1 protein-coding gene is annotated in these 3,342 nt (G+C 47.2%); it reads left to right on the forward strand.

Features of this window, described 5'->3' with window-relative positions; genetic code table 11:
• Positions 1–3,342: transglutaminase-like domain-containing protein (locus KDK17_RS06725; RefSeq protein ID WP_257287668.1), on the forward strand; the 3,342-nt coding region annotated here is incomplete at both ends.

The raw sequence follows: 3,342 nt of genomic DNA on the forward strand, positions 1-3,342 counted from the left end.
GGTGACGGAAATACATTGTCGTTTAAGGGCTTGCCTGCAACGCAAAAACCTGCCGTTGCAGCCGACCAGCCTTGACTTGCAGAATGTCGCCAGAGCGGTTATCAGAGGGGGCGATTTTACCGAAAAAGCCATTCATCAATGCCTCACTCAGCACTACCGGCTTTACCTGATGGCCGCCAACATATCGCTGGAGGAACTGCCCGAGTCATCGGAACTTGCCTTGGGTAAAGGAGCGCTTGCACATAAGCTGAGCCAATGGCTCTACGAAACGGTATCGAGCATTGATCATCCGTGGTTGATACGACAAAGTGATCGCAACAGCACTAATGAAAAACGCCATGAAATTCGCATTAATACCCTTCTGAGTGAAGAGGAGGCCAAAACAGAAGTTATCAAAAGGGTGGCTCAGGCCAGATGGCAGGCATCCGGTCTTTCCCTGACCCCGGATCAGTCGGATGATATTCTCACCCGGGCACTGTACCGACACTGGCAGCAAAGCTGGTTTAATCGTACGTTTGACCAGACGGGCATTGACGCCAATAGCGTATTTCCCCTGACGGAAGAAGAGGTACAAACGCTTAAATTACCTGCTTCCCAGCCTTATCTTGAGGAAGCTGATCTGCGGATAAGGATATGGAATTCCAATACCGTTCAATTGTGGCCTGCGTTTTGGCATCAGATAAATGGTCAGCCGAACCACAGGGTTGACAATTCTGAACAATACGATCCGGCAGTCCAGGTAAAATATACTTTAACATTGGACTGGGACACGAACTATGAGAACCGCAAGCCAAATCATTGTGATGACCATATAATTTTTGCTACGCAGGAACCTTCTTCCAGAATGTATCGCTTTTGCTTAGATGATATTAATGTGACCGCTGAGGGTGACATCGAACTGTTCGAGATCAGTGATCAACTGATGCAGAGGGTCGAAACCCTCATGCCTGCCCGGTTGCCGGAGCATGACCAGGAAGTAACACTAGCCAGCAATCAAACGCTGGGGACTTTTAAATGTTCACCGGAGAATGGCGAATGTATATTGCCCAGCCTGACGCCTGACGACTATATCGTGGCCCTGCGTATCGAACCCGATTTGGCATTTACCCTGATCAGGGGTGGATATACCGGGCTTCACACACTGTTTGTTCCGGAGGCCAGAGCCGACCAGAGTATTCAGGTGACTTATGTCGTAGAAGCCAGAGCACAGGAAAGAAAATCATCGCTTAAAGAAGCCCGAACAGATCGATCAATACGGTTTGACACCCGCTGTTCAGAAGGGATGAAAAAAGTACTGGACGGACTGTTTACGAATATTGGCCAACAGCCCTCCGAAATACGGAAGCCTTTGCGGAAAATAGCAAACGCTCATGGCACGACACAACGCATTCAGGCAATCACGGAGTATTGCCAACAGTTTTCCGGTAAGACTAAACCAAATCGCGAAAAGAATTTCTTTCATTTCCTGGTAACCCAGCGCCAGGGTAGCTGTCGTCATCGTGTACCTGTTTTTATAGCACTTTGTCGTTATTTCGGGATTCCATGTCGGCAAGTTACAAGCCTTATCCACCACTTTGCAGAGTATTCCCCGGATAAAGGCCAAACCTGGGAGTCGGTAAATTTGGGCGGGGCAGGCGCAGAGAAGACAAAAATTACCTACAATTTTCAGCCTGTCAGGAAGGTCGATGATCCCGGCACTGTGTTAAGGACGATTAAGGGTCACTTGAAAGCCCTGCTAAAAGGTGCTGATTCAGCACAGCAGCAAGATCTGGCTAAAGCTTGTGCTATGAGCCTCGGGGAACTGAAAAAAAACCTTGATACCCAAAGTGCATGGCGAGAAGCGAATCTAAGTTTCTCCAGTATAATCAGGAATCTCTGGGAGAGAAATGATTTAACCGGCTTTGCCATGGGCGTCTCGATGATAGAGTCGCTGGGGACAGACGCATTGAGCTATTTCGAGAAGCCATGGAAAGATACTGTGGCCTGGTTGACAGAGTCGCTGGGGACAAACGCATTGAGCCATTTCGGGAAGTCATGGAAAGATACTATGACTCGCAAAGACTGGCATATTTATAAATCAATGTCGGAGGCGGTCAAACAAATATTGTCTAACAGCGATGAAGATCAGGTCACTGAACTACTCAAGTCAATCCATTCAAAAATGGTTGACCAGGCTGGAGCAAACTCTCACCAATGGGTGAGATTAATTGTGAAAATACTGGAAGACAGTGACTTAACCAAACCTTCGGTTATTCACTTTGCCCGTGAAGCCCTGGAATCGGGTTGGCTGGACCCACTGCCGTTCGATGAGAACAACGCTTCACTGCCCCGTGAACTGCATCAGCTACTGGTGCGTCTGGAAGACGTCGACGAACTGAAAGTTAAAGCCGCACATTGCCTGAAAAAGTGGTATCAGGAATTCTTGTCCAGGGAAAAAAATAGCCAGGCATGGCAATTGTTTTATAGAAGCTTACAAGAGGAAAGAAGTGATACCTCTGCCTTTTTCATCACTCAGGGTCATGGTGGATGTTCGTCATTCCTTAAAGGTAAAATTGCCGATTCATCTTTACAGGACGCCTGGTCGGACGAGCCTGATGGCATTCCGAATATAGAACGAATGCTGGTGCACGACCCTGCATTTGTGCAGTTAATCTCGGGGAAGGCGAACCACCGTCCGGTCATTATCATGGGGCAACCTCGCTGGCTCGACACAGCAATTAATGAAAAGACCAACGCCCTGTTACAGCATAAAACTGAGAATAGCCCGGGCTTGAGGCAGCTATCGAAAAAAATCAATCAATATGAGGCGGTCAAAAAAGAACAAAGACTCCATCACATGCAAGCTTTAGCTGATCTTAAAATTCGGATGCATGCATTATTTGAAAGTCCCGGTGGCTATTTTAATGAAGACATGTCACTGAATCTAATTAGGCAACATAGAGATGATGTCCGCAGCGAAAACAAATCCATTGCTGAGTCCCGTGAGCTATCAGAGGAGGAGCAGAAACTTATAACTGACTTAAAAAACAAATGCGAGAAAGCAATTAAGCAGGCCTTCAGTCATTACCTGTATGAATTGACACACTCGAAAGGTGGTTGTCTAACGTATTGTTGGCCCAATGCTTGCCAGTGGGGAAGCTACACTGACCGGGGCAACTATGGCACTCACGATCCTTCCTTAACAGAAGAGCTGTATACCATGATGTATGAAATGAATAACGATCCATTGTTTGAGAAATCCATTAAGGATGACTACTTGCGGCAGTCACTCAACGCCAGTAACGCTTTGGTGCTCAGATCCGATGAGCTGACAAAAATTGCCGAAGAGTTTTTGAACAGCGT

Source organism: Endozoicomonas sp. SESOKO2 (genome assembly GCF_024606245.1).
In the GTDB taxonomy this organism is placed as follows: domain Bacteria; phylum Pseudomonadota; class Gammaproteobacteria; order Pseudomonadales; family Endozoicomonadaceae; genus Endozoicomonas_A.